Source organism: Dietzia sp. HMSC21D01 (assembly GCF_001815995.1).
GTDB classification, from domain to species: Bacteria; Actinomycetota; Actinomycetes; order Mycobacteriales; family Mycobacteriaceae; genus Dietzia; species Dietzia cinnamea.
This window is the reverse complement of sequence record NZ_KV823801.1, coordinates 1-16808: the sequence shown is the minus strand read 5'-3', so window position 1 is coordinate 16808 and position 16808 is coordinate 1. Positions and strand designations below refer to the sequence as shown.

The 16808-nt window shown below is 70.4% G+C and carries 13 protein-coding genes, 1 pseudogene and 1 riboswitch; of the genes and pseudogenes, 7 read left to right on the top strand and 7 right to left on the bottom strand.

Features of this window, described 5'->3' with window-relative positions; genetic code table 11:
- Positions 1 to 550: pseudogene (locus tag HMPREF3086_RS04275) on the bottom strand (hypothetical protein); the annotation flags it as partial.
- Complete coding sequence (locus HMPREF3086_RS04270; protein WP_007632184.1) at positions 547 to 1008, bottom strand: SRPBCC family protein; 462 nt, start codon at positions 1006 to 1008, stop codon at positions 547 to 549. The pseudogene HMPREF3086_RS04275 and the gene HMPREF3086_RS04270, both read right to left, overlap by 4 nt.
- 139 nt (positions 1009 to 1147) lie before the next feature.
- Between HMPREF3086_RS04270 and HMPREF3086_RS04265 the strand changes: the two genes are divergently transcribed.
- Complete coding sequence (locus tag HMPREF3086_RS04265; protein ID WP_007632186.1) at positions 1148 to 2947, top strand: AMP-dependent synthetase/ligase; 1800 nt, start codon at positions 1148 to 1150, stop codon at positions 2945 to 2947.
- A gap of 64 nt (positions 2948 to 3011) precedes the next feature.
- On the opposite strand, the gene HMPREF3086_RS04260 is transcribed toward HMPREF3086_RS04265, so the two are convergent.
- The 4 genes from HMPREF3086_RS04260 to HMPREF3086_RS04245 form a co-directional block, all read right to left on the bottom strand.
- Positions 3012 to 4145, bottom strand: a complete 1134-nt coding sequence (locus HMPREF3086_RS04260; RefSeq protein ID WP_070720317.1) for a glycosyltransferase family 4 protein — start codon at positions 4143 to 4145, stop codon at positions 3012 to 3014.
- 92 nt (positions 4146 to 4237) lie between these two features.
- Positions 4238 to 5395 carry an NlpC/P60 family protein gene (locus HMPREF3086_RS04255; RefSeq protein ID WP_083324294.1) on the bottom strand — a complete coding sequence of 386 codons (1158 nt, stop codon included), beginning with the start codon at positions 5393 to 5395 and terminating at the stop codon, positions 4238 to 4240.
- Between the two features lie 169 nt (positions 5396 to 5564).
- Positions 5565 to 6182 (bottom strand): C40 family peptidase, encoded by a 618-nt coding sequence (locus HMPREF3086_RS04250; protein ID WP_070720311.1) that lies wholly within the window; start codon positions 6180 to 6182, stop codon positions 5565 to 5567.
- 12 nt (positions 6183 to 6194) lie between these two features.
- A riboswitch (cyclic di-AMP (ydaO/yuaA leader) is annotated at positions 6195 to 6344 on the bottom strand.
- A gap of 79 nt (positions 6345 to 6423) precedes the next feature.
- Complete coding sequence (locus tag HMPREF3086_RS04245; RefSeq protein WP_239550548.1) at positions 6424 to 6633, bottom strand: hypothetical protein; 210 nt, start codon at positions 6631 to 6633, stop codon at positions 6424 to 6426.
- Positions 6634 to 6818: 185 nt separating this feature from the next.
- Between HMPREF3086_RS04245 and HMPREF3086_RS04240 the strand changes: the two genes are divergently transcribed.
- On the top strand, positions 6819 to 8432 hold the full coding sequence (locus HMPREF3086_RS04240) for a DEDD exonuclease domain-containing protein (protein WP_239550549.1): 1614 nt from the start codon (positions 6819 to 6821) through the stop codon (positions 8430 to 8432).
- Between the two features lies 1 nt (position 8433).
- Here the strand turns inward: HMPREF3086_RS04240 and trpD are convergent, their stop codons facing one another.
- Positions 8434 to 9495: an anthranilate phosphoribosyltransferase gene (gene trpD, locus HMPREF3086_RS04235; protein ID WP_070720306.1), complete on the bottom strand. Its 1062-nt coding sequence runs from the start codon at positions 9493 to 9495 to the stop codon at positions 8434 to 8436.
- A 292-nt stretch (positions 9496 to 9787) separates the two neighbouring features.
- Between trpD and HMPREF3086_RS04230 the strand changes: the two genes are divergently transcribed.
- The 5 genes from HMPREF3086_RS04230 (at position 9788) to HMPREF3086_RS04210 (ending at position 16772) form a co-directional block, all read left to right on the top strand.
- The gene (locus HMPREF3086_RS04230; protein ID WP_007632198.1) at positions 9788 to 10399 is read left to right on the top strand and encodes an aa3-type cytochrome oxidase subunit III; all 612 of its coding nucleotides are present in this window, start codon (positions 9788 to 9790) and stop codon (positions 10397 to 10399) included.
- Positions 10400 to 10455: 56 nt separating this feature from the next.
- Positions 10456 to 11340: a cytochrome bc1 complex diheme cytochrome c subunit gene (locus HMPREF3086_RS04225; RefSeq protein ID WP_007632200.1), complete on the top strand. Its 885-nt coding sequence runs from the start codon at positions 10456 to 10458 to the stop codon at positions 11338 to 11340.
- Positions 11337 to 12527, top strand: a complete 1191-nt coding sequence (locus HMPREF3086_RS04220) for a cytochrome bc1 complex Rieske iron-sulfur subunit (protein WP_070720304.1) — start codon at positions 11337 to 11339, stop codon at positions 12525 to 12527. Before HMPREF3086_RS04225 ends, HMPREF3086_RS04220 begins: the two co-directional genes overlap by 4 nt.
- The gene (locus tag HMPREF3086_RS04215; RefSeq protein ID WP_070720302.1) at positions 12524 to 14146 is read left to right on the top strand and encodes a cytochrome bc1 complex cytochrome b subunit; all 1623 of its coding nucleotides are present in this window, start codon (positions 12524 to 12526) and stop codon (positions 14144 to 14146) included. Before HMPREF3086_RS04220 ends, HMPREF3086_RS04215 begins: the two co-directional genes overlap by 4 nt.
- A gap of 94 nt (positions 14147 to 14240) precedes the next feature.
- Positions 14241 to 16772, top strand: coding sequence for an AAA family ATPase (locus HMPREF3086_RS04210; protein ID WP_181365926.1), 2532 nt, complete (start codon positions 14241 to 14243; stop codon positions 16770 to 16772).
- Positions 16773 to 16808 lie beyond the last annotated feature (36 nt).

Here is a 16808-nt window from a genome sequence, read left to right as displayed (position 1 = left end):
CGATCACCTCGAGCGGGCCCGAGAGGAAACCGGCCACGTCACCGGCGAGCAGCGCGAGCCGGTGCGCCTCCCGGACACGGGCGTCCGCACGGGCGCCGGCGGCCATGGACGCGAAGCGCACGTTCGCCGGCCACTGCGACTCGACGAAGGCGGCCAGTTCCCCGGCCGCGGCGATGCGGCGGACGGCGGCCAGGTCCCCGTCGAGTTCGACCACGACGACGTCCCAGTAACCGGACGCCGCCGCGCGGCGCGCGTACTCCCATCCGAGCACGGCTGCCAGCGGTGTGTCGCCGCCTGCCGAGAGGGCGGCCAGGACGTCGTCATCCGGGTCGGCGGCACCGGATCGGTACGCCTCCAGCCTCGCGGTCGGGTCGTCGGCGCGGACCTCGACCGGGCCCTCGTCGGAGGTGTCGAGACGGGGGTCGACGGCATCAGGGTGCCCGGTCAGGACCAGGGCGGTCCGCCCGGACTCCGCGAGTAGCCCGCCGGTGACGCCGGCGCGTTCGGCCGGGTCGCCGCCGAGGACGACGACCACACGGGTGTGGTTCACCGGGACTCGGCCCGTCGTTTGAGCTCACTGAGCGCGTCGCCCAGGATGCGTCGCTGGGCACGGCTGCGCAGACTGCCGATCACCGGCACCGTCAGTTCGATCTCCAGTTCGTAGTCCACCCGGGTGCCGGCTTCCACGGGTTCCAGACGATACGACCCGCGCTGGTCCCGCTGCAGCGTCGAGCTCTCGAGGCGCCACTCCACCGAGCGGTGATCCGCCGACCAGGAGTACACGAGCACGTACTCGTCGACGATCGCGCCCGCTCGCAGCTGGAACCGCACTCTGTCCGGGCGGCCGTCCGCGCCCGTCGACAGCACCTCGGCGGCGTCGATCGACGCGGACCACTCCGGATAGGCCGCGAAGTCGGCGATGACCGCCATGACGTCCGCCACCGACGCGTCGACCACGGTGGAGTCTCTGGTCGGCCAGACCTCGGGGGCGCCGTCGTGCTCGCTCATGCCCTCCAGCTTCACACATCCCGACCCGGGATGCGCCCACGCCGAGTCCTGAGGGTGCCGGTCGCCGTGGTCGCCGTGCCGGGGCGGCGATAGTGTGTGGTCACCGACATACGACGAACGTCACCACCGGGAGGACCCTTTGCGCGAATACGTCGCGGCACCCGCCACCTTCACCGTCCCCGACGACTGGTCCTGCGTTCAGTCGGCCTACGACCGAGCGGAACAGACTCCGGAGAACGTGGCGTTCCTCAAGCCCGTCGGCGGGCGGTGGACGGACGTCACCAACCGTGAGTTCGCCGAGGAGGTCCGCACGGTCGCCCGCGGCCTCGTGGCCCTGGGCGTCCAGGCGGGCGACAGGGTCGCCCTGCTCAGCGCCACGCGCTACGAGTGGAACCTGATCGACTTCGCCATCTGGGCGGTCGGGGCGGTCACGGTGCCGGTGTACGACAGCTCGAGCGCTGACCAGATCCGGTGGATCATGGAGGACTCCGGCGCGAAGCTGATCATCGTCGAGAACGACACCCACGCGGCGACGGCCCGCGAGGGCATCGAGGGGCTCGAGGTCTCCGACGTCCTCGTGATCGACGGCGCCGAACCGGTTCTGGAGACTCTCACCGCCCAGGGCGCCTCGGTCGACGCCTCCGTCCTGGACGAGCGCCGAGCCACGGTGCGGGCCGACTCGCCCGCGACACTCATCTACACCTCCGGCACGACGGGGCGCCCCAAGGGCGTCATGCTCAGCCACCACAACTTCATGTCCGAGACGCTCGCCGTGCTCGAGACGCCCTTCAGCCAGATCCTGCGCATCGACGCGACGTCGGTGATGTTCCTCCCGTTGGCGCACGTGCTGGCCCGCGCGATCACCTATGCCGGCTTCCACGCCGGTGTGACGATCGCGCACTCCTCCGACCTCACCAACCTCGTCGACACCTTCGGCGAGATGAAGCCGCACTACATCCTGGCGGTCCCCCGCGTCTTCCAGAAGGTCTTCAACAAGGCCCGGGCGACCGCCCAGGACGGCGGCACGGTCAAGGCGTGGATGTTCGACAAGGCGGCCGACACCGCCGTGGCGTACTCCAAGGCCAACCGGGGCGACGGCCGCGTGGGTCCGCTCCTCCGGCTGCGCCACGCCCTCTTCTCGAAGCTCGTGTACGCCAAGCTCGTCAACGCCCTCGGTGGACGCTGTGAGGTCGCCATCTCCGGTGGCGCGGCCCTCGGTGACCGGCTGACCCACTTCTTCGACGGCATCGGGGTCAACATCTTCGAGGGTTACGGCCTGACGGAGACGTGCGCCGCGATCACGGTGAACACCCCGGGCCACATGCGCATCGGCAGCGTCGGCCAGCCGCTGCCCGGGTGCGCCGTCCGTATCGCCCAGGACGGCGAGGTCGAGGTGAGCGGCCCCGTGGTGGCCTCCGGCTACTGGCAGAACGAGAAGGCGACCGCCGAGTCCTTCACGGACGGCTGGTTCCGGACCGGCGACCTCGGCTCGCTGGACGAGGACGGCTACCTGTCGATCACCGGCCGCAAGAAGGAGATCATCGTCACGGCCGGCGGCAAGAACGTGGCTCCCAACCAGCTGGAGGACGCCCTGCGCGCCGATCCCCTGGTCGCGGAGGCGGTCTGTGTGGGCGACGGCAAGCCGTTCGTCTCCGTCCTGCTGACCCTCGATCCGGAGGCCCTGGAGCGCTGGAAGTCCCACCACGACAAGTCGGGGTCACTGTACGAGCTGCTCAAGGACGCCGACATGATCGAGCACCTCGATCAGGCGTTGGCGCGGGCGAACCGCAGCGTGTCGCACTCGGAGTCGATCAAGAAGTACCACGTCCTGCCGGACCAGTTCACCGAGGAGACCGGCGAGCTCACCGCGTCTCTCAAGGTCAAGCGCAACGTGGTGCACCAGAAGTACGCCGAGCAGATCGAGGCCCTCTACGCCTGACGGCGCGGCCTGACGGTCGGGCCGAGCCGGACGGCACGACGGCCCGGACGCGTGCTCTCGCGGGTCACTCCCCCGAGAGCACGCGTTGCATGTCCCGCGCCAGGTCCTCCCACCGCCAGTTCTCGAGGACCCAACGGCGGCCACTGAGCCCCATCGAGGACGCCCGCGGACGGTCCTCGAGCAGCCCGGCCACCGCGTCGACGATCTCGCGCCGCGAGGTCCCGTCCACCACGAGTCCGGTCCGCCCATCCCGGACCGTCTCCGGTGCTCCCCCGCTACGCCCCGCCACCACCGGTACGCCACACGCCGAGGCCTCGAGGTAGACGATCCCCAGTCCCTCCACGTCCAGCCCGCCGCCGCGCGTGCGGCACGGCATCGCGAAGACGTCGGCCATGCGGTGGTGGTCGACGATCTCGTCCGCGGGGATCCGGCCGGAGAAGATGACCCGGTCCGCCACGCCGTACCGGCGTGCGAGCCCCTCGAGCGTCCGTCTGTACGGCCCCCCGCCGACGACGACGAGGACGGCCCCGGGCACCCGGCGGGCGATCTCCGGCATCGCGCGGATGAGCGCATCCTGACCTTTCCGCGGCACGAGACGGGACAAGCACACGATCACGTCGCGGTCCGCGACCCCGTAGCGGTCCCGGATCGCCCGGCGCCTGACCGGGTCCGGGCGGAACCGTTCCGTGTCGACACCGCCCGGTTGACGCACCAGCCGTGCCCGGGGGCCGAAGGCCGCGGAGACGCGCCTTCGCGTGTAGTCACTGACGTAGGTGATCGCGTCGGTCGACTCCCCGATCACGCGCAGGACCTGACGCGACCCGGGGAGCATCGACCATCCCACCTCGTGCCCGTGGGTACTCGCCACGACCCGCTCCACGGTCCCCTCACGCAGGACCGGGGCCATGGCCGCGAGCGGGGCGGCCGCCCCGAACCAGATCGTCGTCGCCCCGAAATCCGAGGCGAGGCGACGCGCCCGGGCTGCCAGGTCCGGCGTCGGCAGCAACATCTCGGTGGGTACGCGCTCCACGAGATAGGGCTTCGACGCGTCGTACTCGGCGGACTCGGCACCGCGGAACGTCGACGCGAGGACCGCGACCTCGGCGGGATCGAGGTGACTCAGGTACGTCTCGAGATAGGACTGGATCCCGCCGGGACGCGGCGGGTAGTCGTTGGTGATCAGCAGGGTCTTGGTCATCGACTCCGAGCCTGCCACAGCACCTACACCGGCCCCGCGCGACCCGGCACGACCGTGCGCCCCGGGAACGTCACCGGGCCGTCCGCGCGCGGTCAGTACCGTCGGATCGAGTGGATCGGCATAGCGTCGACCCTCTCCAGTCTGACGGGGACGCCGTAGGTCGGGGCGTGCAGCACCAGACCGTCGCCGGCGTACATCCCCACGTGGGTCGCCTCCCGGTAGTAGATGACGAGATCGCCGGGACGGGCGTCCCGCATCGCCACGGGCGCCCCGGAGACCGCCTGCGCCTGGCTCGATCGTGGCAGGGTCTTGCCCTCCCGGGCGTACGACCACACCATGAGCCCGGAGCAGTCGAACTCGTCGGGACCGGTTGCGCCCCACGAGTACGGAGCGCCGAGCCGGGTCAGTGCCACGCGGAGCGCGGCCGAGTTGGCGTCGTCCACGGGCGGGGCGACGTAACCGGCGGGCATCACCGGCCCGCCGACCCACAGGGCCCGCTGCCCGTCCGACAGGGAGTCCACGCGGCGACGTACCTCGTCCATGAGTTCGCGCATCTCGGCCATGCGCCGGTCGAGGTGATCGGCGTGCTCTCGCGCCGCGCGAGCGGAGGCCCGCGCAGCATCCGCGGCCCTGGTGGCGTCATCCCGGAGGCGTGCGGCAGTCTCGGAGGCCGCCCGCGAGGCGTCCAGTGCGCTCGTGGTCGCGCCGGACAGCCGGCGTAGCGCGTCCAATCTGTGCACGAGGTCCCGTGGGCTCTCGGCGAGCATCGCGGCACGGGTCGCGCCCGGGTCGCCACCGCGGTACCTCATGGCGGCGAGGTGGTCGACGAGGGACTGATCCCTCACGGCCGCACCGTCGGCCACCGCGGCTCGGCCGGCGGCTGCCCCGGCGGCCCGCTCGAGGCGATCCCGCTCCCGCTCGGCGCGGTCGAGTTCCGCGCGGGCCAGGTGGAGTTCCTCGCCGAGAGCCCCCGCCTCCTCGGACAGCCGCGCCAACTCGGCCAGGTCCTCGCCCGCGGCGGACCCGGAGTCCTCTGGGACACCGCGCGAGGCGGAGGCCGGCGCATCGACCGCGCTCTCGCTCAGAATGGGGGGAGCGTCAGCCGCGGGGGCCGCGGTCGTCGTGGAGGCGGCGACGGGAACGGTGGGCTGAGCAGTGGCGGTGGGTTGAGCAGTGACACCGGCGACGGCCAGCAGCACCACGACCGCCGCGGCGGCGGCGAGCCTGTTCGCGCGGGCACGGGGCTTCATCTGCTCTCGTCGGTCTCTCGGATCCGGGGTTAGCCTGGGCGGGGCCGATCCGGCCACCTGCGAAGGCATCCGGCACCCGAGAGGGGATGTTACATACGACACACCCCGCCCGGGGCCGGTACCCGACCGGTCTCAGGCGGGGTGTGTAGGAGTCGGAGAGCCGACCCGCTCAGTAGTAGCGGGTGGCGCCGTAGAACGGCATGGAGTCCAGCGGCGCGTAGCTCACGGAGGTACCGGAGTACGGGGCGTGGACGACCTGACCGTTGCCGGCGTAGATGCCGACGTGGGTCGCGCCACTGTAGAAGGCGACGATGTCACCGGGCTGCAGGTCGGACTTGGCCACCTGCGTGCCGCCGCCGATCTGAGCCTGGCTCGTCCGCGGGATCGAGATCCCCGCCTCCTTGTAGGCCCACGAGGTCAGGCCTGAGCAGTCGAACGAGCTGGGGCCGGTCGCTCCCCACGCGTAGGGCGAGCCGACACGAGTGGTGGCCGCGTCCAGAATGCGCTGGCCGGCGGAGACCTCGGGCGCCGGGGTGGCGAACTCGACCGGAGCGGCCGGGGCCGCCTGGGCGGCCTGCTGGAGGCCGGCCGGAAGGGCGATGCCCTCCGGGACGTCGATGGTGACCTGGGCCGGAACACCCGGCAGCCGCAGCTCGACGGGGACGTCGACGGTCACGGGCGCGGCGGACGCGGTCCCGGAGCCCGCGACAGCGGCTCCGGCGGCGAGCAGTCCGGCGGCGGCCACGCGGCGGCCGGTCGAGCTGGTCTTGATGCTGTGAGCTCCCACGAGAGACTTTCCTCTTTCTTCCTGCGACACCGACCGGGTTAGCTGACGGGTTCGGACACGGAAGTCTGTCCTACGCTCGCCGACCTCCCGGTCGTCGAGCGATTCACCCCAGTGGAACGTGGTTCCCCGGCGCGCCCTCGGGCGCTTAGGCGTGACCCCGGCTCCCCACCGGCGGGCGGGGAATGACTTCCGAGGTCTCGAAAAGGTTACGAAACCATCTCGCCGAAGTCCAGTTCCCCGCTCACGCGGCGGTTTCCGCGGCCAGGATGTCGATGGACGTCACCATGCCCGCGGCTCGGAGGACGTCGATCGCCGTCCGCACCTCCGGGTCCAGCACGTACCCACAGGACTCCGGAGAAAGCTCGCCTACCTGGACCTTTTCACCGAGCAGTAGGGAGACGATGCAGCCTTCACAGTCGCCCGCCACCGCCGGGCAGCGAGCGCAATCCATTGACACCACGATCTACCTCACATTCCGTCCTGGGCGTGTTGCCCGTTCGTTATCGCGCCGCGATCCGGCCGCCGCGGTCGGCCCGGGAGGCACCCTAGGAACCGGGTACGACACACTCCCCCGGACCGTGACCCGGACGCCGCCCCCGGACGGCGATGTCCGACCCCGCCGCTACCGTCTCCGCCATGCTCCCCTCCACCTCACCGGCACCCGTCGGCGCGCAGGGCGCGTTCGACGAGCTCGAGCCGCTGCTGTCAGAGGTGACCTTCGTCGTCGTCGACCTCGAGACCACCGGCACCAAGCCGGGCGGCGACGAGATCACCGAGATCGGCGCCGTCCGGATCCGGGGAGGCGAGGTGCAGGCGGAGCTGTCCACCTTCGTCTCGATCGACGGCGTACTGCCGGGGCACATCAGCAGGCTGACGGGGATCGCCCCGGAGGACCTCGTCGGCGCACCGTCCCTCGGCGAGGTGATGGCGACGTTCCTCGAGTTCTCGCGCGGCGCTGTCCTGGTGGCGCACAACGCCAGGTTCGACCTCGGCTTCCTCCGCGCCGCCGCAGCCGCGACGGGCCACCGGTGGCCGGATCCCCCGTCCGTGTGCACCCTCGCACTCGCCCGGCGGGTGCTGCACCGCGGCGAGACGCGTGGCCACCGGCTCGGGGTCCTGGCCGCACACCTGGGCGCCACGGTCGAGCCCAATCACCGCGCCCTGCAGGACGCCCGTGCCACGGTGGACGTGCTGCACGCCCTCATCTCGCGGGTCGGTGACTGCGGGGTGTCCACCCTTTCGGAGCTGCTGGCGTACGACGGCCGCCTGGCTCCCGAGATCCGACGTCGCGCGACCCTCACCGAGTCGCTCACCGACGGTCCCGGGGTCTACGTCTTCCGCGACGAGGCCGGCGGGCCGCTGTACGTCGGTTCGTCCGGTTCGGTGCGTCGTCGCGCGCGTTCCTATTACTCCGGCGGGGACACCCGAGGACGGATGCGCACCATGGTCGGCCTGGCCGCATCGGTGGACTCAGTGCCGTGCGCCCACCTCCTCGAGGCGTGGACCGTCGAGGAACAACTCATCGACTCACTGCAGCCACCGTTCAACAGACGGTCCCGCAGCCCCCGGCGAGGCTGGTGGCTCTCCCCTCCCACCGGCCGCGCCAGCCGCCCGACGATCGTCCGGGTCCCGGAGGATCCCACTGCGATCGGACCCTTCCGCCGCGCCGAGGACGCGCGCACCGCCTGGGAGGACCTCCTCGAGGCTTTCGGCGGTCGGCCCGCGCCCGAGAGCTGGGCGGCGCTCGCCGACGGGCGTGATTCGGCCCCGCTGCATGCGCTCGTGGAGCAGATCGACCGACTGGCCGCAGGCGGGGCCTTCGAACGCGGGGCGAGACTGCGCGACAGGACCGCCGCCCTCATCCGGGTACTCGCCCGCCGGCAGGAGCTGGTCGCCACCGCCGCGCTCGCGGAGATCGTGCTCGTCCAACCGGCGCCCCGACGGGCCTGGGCGGTGGCGATCGTCCGCCACGGCCGGCTCGCCGGATCCGGCACGGTCCCACCCGGAGCCGCGCCGATGCCGGTCATCGACGGCCTACGGGCCGCCGCGACCACCGTGCGGCCCGCGCCCGGGCCGTTCGCCGGGGCGACCCAGGCTCAGATCCGGAACGTCCACCGGTGGATCGACTCCCAGCAGACCCGCATCGTCTCGATCGACGGCTGCTGGACGCTCCCCTTGCGGGGTGCGCACACCCTGACGGACTGGGCGGACCGGGCCGAACGCGCGGCCGCCGATCACCGCCCCGCCTGACTCACCGGTTCGCGCTGAAACCGACCCACTTCTCGAGCAGACGCGCCGCCTCGCCGTCGTCGATCGCCGTCGCAGCCCGGTCCACGGCCGCCCGCATCGCGGCCACCAGGTCCGCGTCCCTGTCGAGCCCGTCGAACGCCACGAGCGCCGCCGCGGAGTTGAGCAGGACCGCGTCACGCACCGGGCCGGTCTTTCCCGCCAGGAGATCCCGGGCGACCCCGGCGTTGTACACCCCGTCGCCGCCTCGTAGTTCCTCGATCGAGCACGTGTTCATCCCGAAGTCGGCGGGCTCGATGCGGTCCTCGTCGACGTGGCCACCGGCCACCCGCAGGACGCGGGTCGGACCCGTCATCGTGATCTCGTCCAGCCCGTCCGTACCGCGGACGACCAGAGCCGACCGGCCACGCAGCGCGAACACCTCCGCCATCACCGAGACGAGATTCTCGAAGGCGCAGCCGATGAGGTTCGCCGTCGGGGCGGCCGGGTTCGTCAACGGCCCCAGGATGTTGAACACGGTCGGGATGCCGATCTCCCGCCGCGGTGTCGCGGCGAAGCGCAGAGCGGGGTGGAACACGGGGGCGAAGCAGAAGGCCACCCCCACCTCGTCGAGACAACGCCCCACGTCCTCGGGTCCGAGATCGATCGCCACGCCGAGCGCCTCGAGGACGTCGGCCCCTCCGCTCTTGGAGGACGCCGCCCGGTTGCCGTGCTTGACGACGGGCACCCCGCACGCGCTGACCACCAGAGACGACATAGTCGAGATGTTGACGGTTCCCTGCCGGTCGCCGCCGGTGCCCACGATGTCCACACAGGCGCGGTCCGTGGGCACGCGGCGGGAGTAGTCGAGCATCGTCGAAGCGAGAGCCTCGAGCTCGGGTCCGGTGACACCCTTCATCTTCAGGGCCACCCCGAACGCGGCGATCTGCGCATCGGTCGCGACGCCCTCCATGATCCGGGACATCGCCCACCGCGCGTCCGCCGGATCGAGGTCCTCCTCCGCCGTGAGGGTGCCGAGTACTCCGGGCCAGGACCGGCCCCCGTCGATCGCCGCCGAACTGCCCACGTGTCCCGACCTCCTCTGGTCTCATAGAAAGGAACCGGCACTCGAAGGGGCCGGTCACACGGGGTCAATCGTGCCACCCCGGCATCGCCGCCGCCCGCGCCGTACCCTGCCACGGTGCTCGCGACCGCCCGGGTCGATCAGCCTGAGGGGCCCCTGATAGCCCCTGCAAGGGGGTCGATTTCCGACCCCTGACCGTGACGTATCTGAGGCGACCTGCGGAAACGCTGAGGGGACACGCCGATTTCGGGGGTCCATGCAGACTCGCCCCACCTCAGGGGTCATACTTGGCCACGTGACGAGCGCAGTAGATAACTCAGGATCGGCCATGGCCCAGCGTGTTCATTCGCTGAATCGGCCGAACATGGTCAGTGTGGGCACCATCATCTGGCTGTCCCAGGAGCTGATGTTCTTCGCGGGCCTGTTCGCGATGTACTTCGTCTCCAAGGCGAACTCGGGAGGTGACTGGCCCTCCTACCCGACGCATCTGAACGTGCCGTTCGCCCTGACGATCACGGTGATCCTCGTGGCATCGTCGTTCACCTGCCAGCTGGGCGTGTTCGCCGCGGAGCAGGGCGATGTCTTCGGACTGCGGCGGTGGTACGTCATCTCCGCAGTCATGGGCACCGTCTTCCTCATCGGCCAGGCGTACGAGTACGTGATGCTGTACCTCGAGGGAACCACCATCTCCTCCAGCGTCTACGGGTCCGTCTTCTTCATCACCACCGGCTTCCACGGTCTCCACGTCGCCGCGGGCGTCATCGCCTTCGTCGTTCTCGTGATGCGTACGACGATGTCGCGCTTCACCCCGGCGCAGGCCACCGCCGCCATCGTGGTGTCCTACTACTGGCACTTCGTCGACGTGGTCTGGATCGGCCTCTTCGTCACCATCTACTTCATTCAGTAGTCAGCTGGCCGCAGGACGCTGTGTCCAGCAGGTCCCAACACCAAAGGGAACTCACAATGAACTCACCTCACCCACCCGCTGCGGATACGCCGTCGCCGGACCCGGCGACGACCCCGACGCGGTCGGTCTCCACCAAGCGGCGCCGTAAGGCGACCGGCGCGCTCGTCATCGCTGCCGGCCTCCTCGGAGCGGGAGCGATCGCCACCGCCGTCGTCCCGGAGCCGCAGGTGGCGACGGCCCAGCAGGACCAGGCCGCACTCATCGCCGAGGGCAAGTCGATCTACGACGTCGCCTGCATCACCTGCCACGGGCAGAATCTGCAGGGTGTCGAGGACCGCGGCCCGTCCCTCGTCGGTGTCGGCGCGGGATCCACCTACTTCCAGGTGCACTCGGGCCGCATGCCGGCCGCGGACAACGAGGCGCAGGCCGAGCGCAAGAAGCCCCGCTACAGCGAGCAGCAGATCATGGCGCTCGCGGCCTATGTCGACCTCCACGGCGGCGGGCCGGGCATCATCACCAACGCCGACGGCACGATCGCGCAGGAGTCGCTGCGCGGCGCCTCCGGCGAGAGCCGCGCCGAGGAGATCGCCCGCGGTTCCGAGCTGTTCCGGCTCAACTGCGCGTCCTGTCACAACTTCACCGGCCGCGGCGGAGCACTCTCCGGCGGTAAGTACGCGCCGGTTCTGGACCCTGCCAACGAGCAGGAGATCTACCAGGCCATGCTCACCGGCCCGCAGAACATGCCCAAGTTCTCGGACCGGCAGCTCACGCCTGACGAGAAGAAGGACATCATCGCCTACATCAAGGCCACGGATAACAAGGTCTCGCCCGGTGGCTACGGCCTCGGCGGTCTCGGCCCGGTGACCGAGGGCGTGGCTATCTGGCTTGTCGGCATCGTCGCCCTCATCGGTGCGACCCTGTGGATCGGATCCCGTTCATGAGTGAGACCCCGAAGAACCCGTCACCGGCGGACCTGGACCGCATGAGCGAGGCCGAGCTCGTCGAGCTGGGCACCCGGCTCGACGAAGTCGAGATCCGGCACCGCGAGAGCCGCTGGCCCGAGGGCGTGACGACCCGCGCGGAGAAGCGCGCCGCGCGCACGGTGACCACCTGGTTCGCGCTGTCGGCACTGTTCGCCCTCGCCTTCGCCGTCGTCTACATCTTCTGGCCGTGGGAGTACCGCGGTGAGGGTGAGGACGGCTACTGGCTGTACATGGCGTACACGCCGCTGCTCGGCGGCACGATCGGCCTGTCGATCCTGTTCCTGGGCTTCGGCGCCGTGCAGTTCACCAAGAAGTTCGTCCCCGAGGAGATCTCGGTCCAGACGCGGCACGACGGTCCCTCGGACGAGCTGGACCGTCGCACGATCGTCGCCGAGCTCAACGACTCGTGGAAGACCTCCACCCTCGGCCGCCGCAAGGTCATGGGCGGCTTCCTCGGCGCGAGCGTCGGTCTCATCGGCCTGTCCGCGATCCTGCCCCTCGGCGGCATGATCAAGAACCCGTGGAAGCGCGGAGAGATGACCCTCTCCGGTGACGGCACCCTCCACACCACCGGCTGGACCCTCGCCTCCGAGAACCGCCCCGACGGCCTGCCGCCGGAGAAGGTGTACCTCGGCCGCGACACCGGCAAGGTCTACCCCGACGGGCATCCGCCCGCCGGTGAGGGCCGCCTGGAGCGCATCCGTGTCGACGACCTCGCCGCCGGTGGCCTCGAGTCCGTCTTCCCGCTGCCCGAGAGCGCCCTGGGCAACTTCGAGGAGCACATGCACTCGATCCACGGTTCGCGTAACTCGGTCATGCTGATCCGCTTCCGTCCCGAGGACGCAGCCCGCGTCACCAAGCGCAAGGGTCAGGAGAACTTCAACTACGGCGACCTCTACGCCTACTCGAAGATCTGCACCCACCTCGGCTGCCCCACCTCGCTGTACGAGCAGCAGACCCATCGATTCCTCTGCCCGTGCCATCAGTCGCAGTTCGACGCGCTCGAGTACGCGAAGCCGGTCTTCGGCCCCGCCGCCCGCGCGCTTCCGCAGCTGCCCATCGCCGTGGACAGCGAGGGTTACCTCGTCGCCAACGGTGACTTCGTCGAGCCGGTCGGACCCGCCTTCTGGGAGCGTCGTTCATGAGCACTAACACAAGACTCGCGTCCCTGGGCGACGGCCTCGACGCGCGGTACACCATGGCCAAGGGCCTGCGCCGGCAGATCAACAAGGTCTTCCCGACCCACTGGTCCTTCCTGCTGGGCGAGATCGCCCTGTACAGCTTCATCATCCTGCTGATCTCGGGTGTCTACCTCACCCTCTTCTTCGACCCCTCCATGTCGAAGGTGATCTACCAGGGTGCGTACGCACCGCTCAACGGCATCGAGATGTCTCGTGCCTACGAGACCGCGTTGGACATCTCGTTCGAGGTGCGTGGCGGACTCTTCGTGCGGCAGATCCACCACTGGGCGGCCCTGCTGTTCGTGGCGTCGATGGTCGTCCACATGATCCGCATCTTCTTCACCGGCGCGTTCCGTCGCCCGCGTGAGGCCAACTGGACCATCGGTTGCGTGCTGCTGCTCCTGGGCATCGTCGAGGGCTTCCTCGGCTACGGCCTGCCGGACGACGTGCTCTCGGGCACCGGCCTCCGCATCACCTCCGCGATCATCGTGGGTCTGCCCGTGATCGGTACCTGGATGCACTGGATGGTCTTCGGCGGGGACTTCCCCGGCGAGATCATGATCCCGCGCTTCTACGTTCTGCACGTGCTGATCATCCCGGCCATCATCCTCGCGCTGATCGCCGCTCACCTCGCGCTGGTGTGGTACCAGAAGCACACGCAGTTCCCCGGGCCCGGCCGCACGGAGAACAACGTCGTCGGCGTCCGGATCCTCCCGGTCTTCGCCGTCAAGTCGATCGCGTTCGGTGCCATCACCGTCGGCATGCTCATGCTCTTCTCGGGCCTGTTCACGATCAACGCGATATGGAATCTCGGGCCATATAACCCGTCGCACATCTCCGCCGGTTCGCAACCCGACTGGTACATGCTGTGGACCGAGGGCGGCGCTCGTGTGATGCCGGCCTGGGAGCTCTACCTCGGCCCCTACACGATCCCGGCGACCACCTGGGTGGCCGTCATGCTCGGCGCCATGGTCGTGCTGATGTTCCTGTACCCGCAGATCGAGGCCAAGATCACGGGCGACAAGGCGCACCACAACCTGCTCCAGCGCCCGCGTGACGTGCCGGTTCGTACCGCCTCCGGCATGATGGCGATCACCTTCTACGTGATCCTGGTCCTGATGGGTTCCAATGACCTCATCGCGTACCACTTCGCCATCTCGCTCAACGCGACGACGTGGGCCGGACGTATCGGGCTCATCCTGCTCCCGCCGCTGGTGTACTTCTTCACCTACCGTCTGTGCCTGGGCCTCCAGCGCTCGGACCGCGAGGTGCTGGAGCACGGCATCGAGACCGGCATCATCATGCGGATGCCGCAGGGCGAGTTCATCGAGGTCCACCAGCCCCTCGGCGAGATCGACGAGCACGGCCACGCCGTCCCGCTCGAGTACGCCGGCGCCAAGGTGCCCACCAAGATGAACCAGCTCGGCGTCGCGGGTCGGTCCCCGCGCGGTGCGCTCACCCCCGACCCGGTCGAGGAGGCGCGCCTGCTCGACGAGGCCGAGCACGACAAGCACCACCGCGAGCACTCGATGCTCACGACGCTGCAGGAGGAGAACCGTACTCGTCGCGACGACGAGCACTGATCCCCGACAGCACCCACCGCGGGCCGGATCTCCTTCTCAGAGGAGGTCCGGCCCGCGGTCGTCGTCCACCCCACCCTCGACCCGTGAGGCGGTCATGAACGAGCAGTCACACGCGTCCGGCGCGGACGGTTCGATCGTGCTCACCGAGGAGTTCGACCAGGCCCTCGACCTCCTCCACGGCGGACACGACCTCTTCCTCACGGGCAAGGCGGGCACCGGCAAGTCGACCCTCATCCGTCGCTTCCTGTCGGAGACGCGCCGCCCCACCCTGGTCGCCGCCCCGACCGGCATCGCCGCACTCAACGTGGGCGGCTACACGATCCACCGACTGTTCGGCTTTCACCCCGGGTCCACCGTCGACCACGTCCGCAGTGCCTCGTATCGCCCGGGGCGTTTCGCCGGGGCCCTCGCCGGCGTCCGCACGCTGATCGTGGACGAGGCGTCGATGATCCGCGCCGACCTGTTCGACATGATGGCGATCGCGCTCGAGCGCTTCGGTCCGGATCCCACGATGCCGTTCGGCGGCGTCCAGCTCGTCCTGGTGGGCGACCTCTTCCAACTCCCGCCGGTCGTCACCGAGGCGGAAGGACCCGACTTCGACGCGACGTTCACGACCCCCTACTTCTTCTCCGCCGAGCGCTTCGACCGCGACCGCTTCCCCACCGTCGATCTCACCCACGTCTTCCGGCAGTCCGGCGACCCGGAGCTGACCGCCATCCTCAACTCGATCCGCGAGAGCACGCTCGCCGGTGCCGCACTCGAGCGGCTCAACTCACGGACCGACCCGGGGTTCGAGCCGCCGGATGACGAACCGTGGCTGACGCTGACCACCACCAACCGGATGGCCGCCGCCCACAATCGTCGACGTCTCGACCGTCTCCCCGGGGCGGAGCTGACGATGGAGGCGGCCGTCACCGGGGACCTCACCGGGTTCGAGCCCCCGACCGAGGCGAAGCTCGTGTTCAAGGTCGGTGCCCAGGTCATGATGCTCACCAACGACCCGGTGGATCGCTGGGTCAACGGCTCCATCGGGAGGGTGCTCGACGCGTCGCCCGGGAGACGGGAGGGGCGGGGCGAGGACGGACCCGTCGTCGTCGTCGGATTCCCCGGTGGCGAGGTCGCCGAGGTCGCCCCGCACACCTGGGACGTGGCCCGCCCCGACGCCTCCGACGGCGCGGTGCGCCACGAGGTCGTCGGCTCCTTCAGCCAGTTCCCCTTCACCCTCGCCTGGGCGATCACCATCCACAAGAGCCAGGGTCAGACGCTGGACAGGCTCATCGTGGACCTCGGCGGCGGCACCTTCGCGCCCGGCCAGTTGTACGTCGCGTTGAGCCGGTCGCGGTCCCTGGACGGTCTCGTCCTCACCCGCCCGGTCAGGCCGGGGGACCTCGGAACCGACCGCCGGATCCTCCGGTTCCTCCGCGAATCCGAGGGAGATGTACGCGGCCACCGCTACTGTGCCGTCGCGGCGCTCACCGTCGGGGGCGACAGCGCCCGTTCCCGTCCGCGGCCCGTGGAACTCGCGGTGGCGTTCCCGGACGGTAGCGCGGTGACCACGCTGGTCAATCCCCAGCGCGATCTGGGGCAGGCGCGGGCGGACTTCGGGATCTCCGCCTCCGACGTGCTGCTCGCGCCGACGTTGCCCGAGGCGTGGGCGATGATCGCGCCGCTCGTGGACGGCTACACGCCGATAGGTGTGAACCTGGACGCGACGCTCGAGTGTCTCGTCGCCGAGCTCGAGCGTCTGGGCAGCCCGGTGGCGATGCCGCTCGGGGTGAACATCCCCTCCGCCGCGCTCATCCCCGGCGAGCGTGCCCGGCATCGCGCCGGCTCGGCGATCCGCCGTGCGCGGATCGCGCTCGAGGCCCGGGACCGGCTGTGGCTCGACGAGACCGGCGCAGGGGTGTTCGATGTGGTCGGCGCCCGGTCGCAGCGGGTCGACCCGCACGGCGACGAGGCCGGCCCGGGCGCGGTGGGTCCGGCGGAGCCGGCGCGGGGCGGGTACCTTCTCACCCGCGACGGCGACGTCCACCCACCTTCCCCGGCGTCACTCCCCCAGTTGTCGGCGATGCTGCGCATCAGCGCGGAGGTGTCGGCGGCACTACTCGACCCACCGCACCGCGGTGGTCACCCTGAGGACGGCGGCGGCGACGTTGAGGACGACGACGAGGACGACGACGAGGTGATCACCGCCGGAGACCGCGACCTCGTGGTCGGGGCGCGCGGGCTCGTGGCCGACCAGATCCGTCGCGCCGCGCAGCGGGTGCCGATGACCGCTGCACTGCTCGACAGGCTTCGGCTGGCCTCCGAGGTGGTGGGCTCGGATCTCACGCGCGGGCTGGAGGCCGCGCCGGCGGTCGACGTGTCCGAGGTGCTGCGGCCCGGGACGCGCGTGTGTTTCAGCGGTAGCGCCCTCGACAGGGACGGCACGGTGGTGGCTCGGAGCGAGATGGAGGGCATGGCTCGCCGACGCGGCCTCGAGCCGGTGTCCACGGTGACCAAGTCCCGCTGCGACGCGCTGGTGATCGCCGAACCGGGCAGCCAGTCGACCAAGTCGCGGGCCGCCCAGCGGTGGGGTACGCCGGTCATCCCGGTCGCTGACTTCCTCCGCTGGGCCAGCCGCTGACGCCGGCCGGACGCGATGAGCTACGCCGTGATGCTC

Coding starts and splice junctions, on each gene's coding strand:
- HMPREF3086_RS04270 (WP_007632184.1), bottom strand. CDS start 1,008: ATGAGCGAGCACGACGGCGCCCCCGAGGTCTGGCCGACCAGAGACTCC.
- HMPREF3086_RS04260 (WP_070720317.1), bottom strand. CDS start 4,145: ATGACCAAGACCCTGCTGATCACCAACGACTACCCGCCGCGTCCCGGC.
- HMPREF3086_RS04255 (WP_083324294.1), bottom strand. CDS start 5,395: ATGAAGCCCCGTGCCCGCGCGAACAGGCTCGCCGCCGCCGCGGCGGTC.
- HMPREF3086_RS04245 (WP_239550548.1), bottom strand. CDS start 6,633: ATGGATTGCGCTCGCTGCCCGGCGGTGGCGGGCGACTGTGAAGGCTGC.
- HMPREF3086_RS04240 (WP_239550549.1), top strand. CDS start 6,819: ATGCTCCCCTCCACCTCACCGGCACCCGTCGGCGCGCAGGGCGCGTTC.
- HMPREF3086_RS04225 (WP_007632200.1), top strand. CDS start 10,456: ATGAACTCACCTCACCCACCCGCTGCGGATACGCCGTCGCCGGACCCG.
- HMPREF3086_RS04220 (WP_070720304.1), top strand. CDS start 11,337: ATGAGTGAGACCCCGAAGAACCCGTCACCGGCGGACCTGGACCGCATG.
- HMPREF3086_RS04215 (WP_070720302.1), top strand. CDS start 12,524: ATGAGCACTAACACAAGACTCGCGTCCCTGGGCGACGGCCTCGACGCG.
- HMPREF3086_RS04210 (WP_181365926.1), top strand. CDS start 14,241: ATGAACGAGCAGTCACACGCGTCCGGCGCGGACGGTTCGATCGTGCTC.